Origin of the sequence: Streptomyces roseus, from assembly GCF_001044425.1 — a bacterium.
Classification (GTDB): Bacteria; Actinomycetota; Actinomycetes; order Streptomycetales; family Streptomycetaceae; genus Streptomyces; species Streptomyces roseus.
Genome location: NZ_LFML01000068.1, coordinates 110,184 through 116,458, shown reverse-complemented (window position 1 = coordinate 116,458; position 6,275 = coordinate 110,184). Strand labels below are relative to the sequence as shown.

The window sequence follows — 6,275 nt, the reverse complement described above, 5'->3', positions numbered from 1 at the left end:
GATGCGCCCGAGCGGCCAGTACCAGGGGCCCCGCCCGCCGCAGCCCCTGCCGTAGCGCCTGCGGCGGGGGGCCGGTGGGTGCCCGGGGTGGCGGCGGTCCGGCCGGGGGTCAGGTCCGCAGCCAGACCGCCGTGTCCTGCGGGAGCAGTCCGCCCCCGCCCAGGGCGGCACTGCTCAGCAAGAGACTCGTGTGCGCGGGCAGCGGGACCGGCGCCGGGGACAGGTTGACCACGCAGACCAGCCCGTCCGGCCGGGCGAAGGCCAGCACCCCGGGCGCCGCGGGCAGCCACGCGAGCGAGCCGCCCCCGAAGCCGCCGGCCGCGCGGCGCAGTCCGAGGGCCGTCCGGTAGAGGCTGAGCATCGAGTCGGGGTCCCCGCCCTGGCGGTCCGCGGCGTACGTGCCCCAGTCCGCGGGCTGCGGCAGCCACGGGTCGCGCCAGGGCTCGGCGGTCCACGGCAGCGGCACCCGGCACCCGTCGCGCCCCGGGTCGGTGCCGCCGGAGCGGAAGTGCATCGGGTCCTGGATCCGGTCGACCGGTACGTCCGCCTCCGGCAGGCCCAGTTCCTCCCCCTGGTAGATGTACACGGCGCCGGGCAGGGCGAGCGTCAGCAGGGCCGCGGCGCGCGCCCGCCGGGTGCCGAGGGCCGGGTCGGACGGGGTGCCGAAGGCCTTGGCGGCGAAGTCGAAGCCGGTGTCGGCGCGCCCGTAGCGGGTGACGGTACGGGTCACGTCGTGGTTGCAGAGCACCCAGGTCGCCGGGGCGCCGACCGGCGCGTGCTCGGCGAGGGTCTCCTCGATGGAGGTGCGCAGCCGGCCGGCGTCCCAGGGGCAGCTGAGGAAGGAGAAGTTGAAGGCGGTGTGCAGCTCGTCGGGGCGCAGGTAGCGGGCGAAGCGCTCGGAGTCGGGCAGCCAGACCTCGCCGACGAACACGGCCCCGTAGGTGTCGGCGATCGCGCGCCAGGAGCGGTAGATGTCGTGCAGGTCGTCGCGGTCGATGTACGGGTGGACCTCGCCGGTGCCGGGCGGCCAGGGCTCGGGCGGGCGGCCGGCCAGGTCGGGCAGGGCCGGGTCCTTGGCGAGCAGGGCGGCGGAGTCGATCCGTACGCCGGCCACCCCGCGTTGGAACCAGAAGCGCAGCACCTCCTCGTGCTCCCGGCGCACGGCCGGGTGGGCCCAGTTGAGGTCGGGCTGCTGCGGGGTGAACAGGTGCAGGTACCACTCGCCGTCCGGTACCCGGGTCCAGGTCGCGGCGCCGTTGAACTGCGAGGGCCAGTCCCCCGGCGGCAGTTCGCCCCTCTCGCCGCGGCCTGGCCGGAAGTGGAAGAGCTCGCGTTCGGGGCTGCCGGGGCCGGCGGCGAGGGCGGCCCGGAACCAGGCGTGCTGGTCCGAGACGTGGTTGGGGACGATGTCGACGATGGTCCGCAGTCCCAGCGCGCGGGCCTCGGCGATGAGCTTCTCGGCCTCGGCGAGGGTGCCGAAGGCGGGGTCGATGGTGCGGTAGTCGGCGACGTCGTAGCCTCCGTCGGCGAGCGGGGAGAGGTACCAGGGGGTGAACCACAGCGCGTCCACGCCCAGTTCGGCGAGGTACGGGAGGCGGGCCCGGACGCCCGCGAGATCGCCGGTGCCGTCCCCGTCGCCGTCGGCGAAGCTGCGGACGTACACCTGGTAGATGGCGGCCGAGCGCCACCAGTCGGCGGCGTCGGCGGGCAGGGGGAGGTCAGCCACGGGGACTCCTTTCATGGGGGGGGCGGCCGGTCAGCCCTTGAGGGAGCCCGCCGTCAGGCCGCCCATGATGTTGCGCTGGAAGACCAGGAAGATGAGGAGCGTGGGCGCGCAGGCCATGGCGAGGGCGGCGATCAGGTGGTTCTCGGGCACTCCGGTGGACAGGGAGTAGATGCCGACGTTGAGGGTCTGCAGCGCCGGGTCGGGGAGGGTCAGCATCGGCCAGAGGAAGTCCTTCCAGACGCCGACGACCGCGAAGATGGACACGACGCCGAGGACGGGCCGGGACATCGGCAGGACCACGGAGCGCAGGGTGCGCAGGGCGCTCGCCCCGTCGATGGAGGCGGCGTCGAGGATTTCCTGCGGGATGGAGTCGAAGAACCGTTTGAGCAGGAAGATGCTGAACGCGTTGGTGACGGACGGCAGCCAGATGACCCAGGGCGAGTTGAGCAGGTTCCGCTGGATGAGCGGGACGTCGAGGACCGTGAGGTACTGCGGTACGACGAGGACGGCGGCCGGGATCATGAGGGTCGCCAGCATCATGCCGAGGACGGCCTTGCCGAGGACCGGCCGCAGCCTGGACAGCGAGTAGGCGGCGCCGACGTCGAGGACGAGCTGGAAGGCGAGGGCCCCGAAGGCGTAGTAGAGGGTGTTGAACAGCAGCTTGGCGAGGTCCATGACCTTCCAGGCGGCCGTGTAGTTGGCGGTGTGCACGGAGTGCGGCACGAGGGTGGGCGGGACGCGGGCGAACTCCTCGGTGCTCTTGAGGCCGTTGGTCACCATCCAGTAGAGGGGGCCGAGGAAGACGAGGGTGAAGCCGACGACGACCACGGCGAGGACGGTCCAGTAGAGGACCTTCCCCCGGGTGCGGCTCAGTTGGGCGGGGGATATCAGGGTGCGCTCTGCCATGGGCGGGCTCCTGTCAGCTCTCGTTGTCGCGGCTGAGGCGGACGTACAGGGCGGAGAAGCCGGAGAGCAGGACGAGCAGGCACAGACCGAGGGCCGCGGCGCCGCCGTACTGGTTGAAGTTGAAGGCGTACTGGTAGATGAGGACGACGACGGTGGTGGTCGAGCCCTCGGGGCCGGCGCCGCCGGTCAGCAGGAAGGGTTCGGTGAACACCTGCATCGTCGCGATGATCTGCATCAGCAGCATGAGCGAGAGGACGAGCTTGGTCTGCGGAACGGTGACGTGCCAGATCTTGCGCAGCAGTCCGGCGCCGTCGAGCTCGGCGGCCTCGTACAGCTCGCCCGGGACGCCCTGGAGGGCGGCGAGGTAGATCAGGGTCGCGCTGCCCATGTTCATCCAGGTCGACGCGATGACCACCGACAGCATGGCGGTGTCGCCGGATTGCAGCCAGTCCTGCGCCGGCAGGTGGAGGACACCCAGGGCCCGGTTGAACAGGCCGTATCCGGGGTCGTAGAAGTACTTGAACAGCAGGACCGAGGCCACCGGCGGCATCATCACGGGCAGGTAGACCAGCAGGCGCAGGTAGCCCTGCGCGTGCCGGAACTCGTTGAGGACGACGGCGACCAGGAAGGGCAGCAGGAAGCCGAGGACCAGGGCGAGTGCGGTGAAGAGCAGGGTGTTGCGCCAGGCCTGCCAGAAGCCCGGGTCCTGGAAGACGTGACGGAAGTTGTCCCAGCCGACCCATCGGGTGGTGCCGGCCTCCGTTTTCTGGAAGGCCAGCAGGAACTCCCTGACCATGGGGTACCAGGAGAAGAAGGAGAAGCAGAGGACGGCGCCGATCAGGAACCCGTGGGCCGTGAGGTTCCGCTTGAACGCCCGGCGGAAGTCCTCCGCGGCGGTGGCCGGCATCCCGCCCGCTCCTACCGGTTCGCCAGCAGCTGGTTGACGGCTTTCTCCGCCTCGGCCAGGAGCTGCGCGGCGTCGGCGTTCTTGTCGGTGAGGATCCCGGACATCACCTTGTCGAGGATCTTGTAGACCTCCTGGGCCTTCTGCGGCTCCGCCTTGCCGGGTACCGGGTTGTCCAGGAAGGCCTTGAAGTTGGCCACGGGCATGGTGGCGCTCGCGGCCTTCAGCTCGTCGTCCTTCGCCTTGCTCGCGCCGGTGAAGAAGGCGGGCTGCGGGAGTCCGACCGGCAGGCCGTCGGCCTTGGAGCGGTCGTACCGGAACTGGCCCTTGCCGACCGCGAGGGTCTTGAAGTCCAGCCAGGCCACGGCGGCCTTGATCTTGTCGGACGAGCTGCCCTTCTTGATCATGTACCCGTTGCCGCCGGCCAGGGTGGCCGCGCCGCCGGGGAGCGGGCCCATGCCGAAGTTCTCGTACTTGGCGCCGAGCTGCTGGACCATGTACGTGATGTCGTCGGGCGCCGCGAGGAACATGCCGAGTTTGTCCGAGGCCATCTGCTTCTGCAGGTCGCCCCACTTGAGCAGCTGGGTCTTGCCCATGCTGTCGTCCTCCCAGCGCATGGCGTGGAGGTTGGCGGCGATCTGCCTTCCGGTGGGGTTGTTGAAGGCGGCCTTGCCGTCGGCGCCGACGATGTCCCCGCCGAGGCCGTACATCGCGGCCGTGTAGTGCCAGCCGCCGGTGTTCTCGACGCTGTACTCGCCGTAGCCGGCGGTGCCGTTGCCGAGCGCCGCGATCCGCTTGGCGGCCGCCCTGACCTCTTCCCAGGTGCGAGGCGGGGTGTCGGGGTTCAGCCCGGCCTGCTGGAAGAGCTTTCGGTTGACCAGCAGGCCCATCGTGTAGTTGCTGGTCGGCAGGCCGTAGAGCTTGCCGTCCCGCTTCAGGACGCCCAGGACGTTCTTGTCGATGTCGTCGAGCGCGGGCACCGACTGCGGGGTGACGTAGGCGGAGATGTCCTCGGCCCCGTCGTTGTCGAGCACCTGCTGGAGGTCGGTGAAGTAGGCGTAGAACACGTCCGGCTGGGACTTTGCCTTGAGCATCGCGGTGAAGCGCGGGGGCTCCAGGCACTGGCCGGGGGTGGAGCGGCCGTCGATCGTGACGTTCGGGTACCTCTTGTTGAACTCCGCCACGTCCTCCTTCCACTCCTTGAGTTCGGCCGCCTTGGCCGCGGGCGGCATGCAGTCGATGGAGAGGGTGACCTTCGCCTTCGGGTCGAGCGGGGTGGTGGCGTCGGCGGAACCACCGCTCGGCTGCGCTGACGTGCCGTCGCCGCTGCTGCTCGTACCGCAGCCCGCGAGGGCGGTGACGGCGAGGGCGCAGACAAGGGCGGCCGCGGTGTTGCGGAGGAGGCTGGATCTCATCGGTGGTCCCCTTCGAGCATCGGGCAGGAGGCGTGGGGCGAGCGCGGCACACTCAACCACCACCCACAGATGTGCGCAATATCTCGCGCAGATTTCGAAAGAGATTGACATTGCGTTGCCGGACCCGGAACGCGAAAAGGGCTCCGGAGCGTCCTGGTGACGTTCCGGAGCCCTGCCCCGTGCGTGCGGAGCCGGTACGGGCTACGCGCGCGGGGCCTGCGCGGTGGAGCCGCGGACCACCAGCTCGGGCTCGAAGAGCAGCTCTCCGGGCTGTACGGCCGCACCCTGGATCTGCGCGGTCAGCAGCTCGACGGCGGCCCGGCCCATGGCCTCGATGGGCTGGCGGACGGTGGTCAGCGGGGGCTCCGTGCAGTTCATGAACGCCGAGTCGTCGTAGCCGACCACGGAGACGTTCCCGGGCACGCCGAGCCCCCGGCGGCGGGCCGCCCGGACGGCTCCGAGGGCGAGCGGGTCGCTGGCGCAGATGATGCCGGTGACCCCGCGGTCGAGCAGCCGGGAGGCGGCCGCATGGCCCCCCTCCAGCGAGAACAGGGCCCGCTCCACGTGGGCCGGGGGCAGCTCGGCGCCGGCCGCGGCGGCGACCGCCTGGGCGGCCGTCAGCTTGCGCAGGGAGGGGATGTGGTCGGGCGGGCCCAGCACCAGCCCGATGCGCTCGTGCCCCAGGGAGGCCAGGTGGCGCCAGGCCTGCTCCACGGCGACGGCGTCGTCGCAGGCCACGCAGGGGAAGCCGAGGTCCTCTATGGAGGCGTTGATGAGCACCACGGGGACCTTGCGGTCGGACAGCAGCCGGTAGTGCCCGTGCGCGGCGTCGGCCTGGGCGAAGAGACCGCCTGCGAAGACGACGCCGGAGACCTGCTGCTGGAGGAGGAGTTCGACGTAGTCGGCCTCGGAGACCCCGCCGGTGGTCTGCGTGCAGAGCACCGGGGTCAGCCCCTGCTGCGCGAGCGCTCCGCCGATGACCTCGGCGAACGCGGGGAAGATCGGATTCTGCAGCTCCGGCAGCACCAGGCCGACCAGTCGGGCGCGCTCACCGCGCAGCTGCGTGGGCCGCTCGTACCCTAGGACGTCGAGGGCGGTGAGCACGGACTGGCGGGTGGCCTCCGAGACGCCCGGCTTGCCGTTGAGCACCCGGCTGACCGTTGCCTCGCTGACTCCCACCTTCTTCGCCACTTGAGCAAGTCGTCGCGTCATGCGCGCAAGACTAGCGCAAGAAATGCAAGTCGCTTGCGGAGCGGTGGGGCGGCCCCGAGGTCACCCCCGAGCCGCCCCACCACCCGCCATCACTCCTTCGCGCCCTCCGGGG

The 6,275-nt window shown here is 71.0% G+C and carries 5 protein-coding genes; all 5 read right to left on the bottom strand.

Translation table 11 applies throughout. From position 1 onward, the window contains the following. Positions 1-109: 109 nt before the first annotated feature. Positions 110-1,726 (bottom strand): glycoside hydrolase family 13 protein, encoded by a 1,617-nt coding sequence (locus ACS04_RS17635; protein WP_245236425.1) that lies wholly within the window; start codon positions 1,724-1,726, stop codon positions 110-112. A 30-nt stretch (positions 1,727-1,756) separates the two neighbouring features. After that, positions 1,757-2,632, bottom strand: coding sequence for a carbohydrate ABC transporter permease (locus ACS04_RS17630; protein ID WP_048477583.1), 876 nt, complete (start codon positions 2,630-2,632; stop codon positions 1,757-1,759). A 13-nt stretch (positions 2,633-2,645) separates the two neighbouring features. Further along, positions 2,646-3,539: a carbohydrate ABC transporter permease gene (locus ACS04_RS17625; RefSeq protein WP_048477582.1), complete on the bottom strand. Its 894-nt coding sequence runs from the start codon at positions 3,537-3,539 to the stop codon at positions 2,646-2,648. An 11-nt stretch (positions 3,540-3,550) separates the two neighbouring features. Further along, the gene (locus ACS04_RS17620; protein ID WP_048477581.1) at positions 3,551-4,951 is read right to left on the bottom strand and encodes an ABC transporter substrate-binding protein; all 1,401 of its coding nucleotides are present in this window, start codon (positions 4,949-4,951) and stop codon (positions 3,551-3,553) included. Between the two features lie 201 nt (positions 4,952-5,152). Beyond that, on the bottom strand, positions 5,153-6,163 hold the full coding sequence (locus tag ACS04_RS17615) for a LacI family DNA-binding transcriptional regulator (protein ID WP_048477580.1): 1,011 nt from the start codon (positions 6,161-6,163) through the stop codon (positions 5,153-5,155). Positions 6,164-6,275 lie beyond the last annotated feature (112 nt).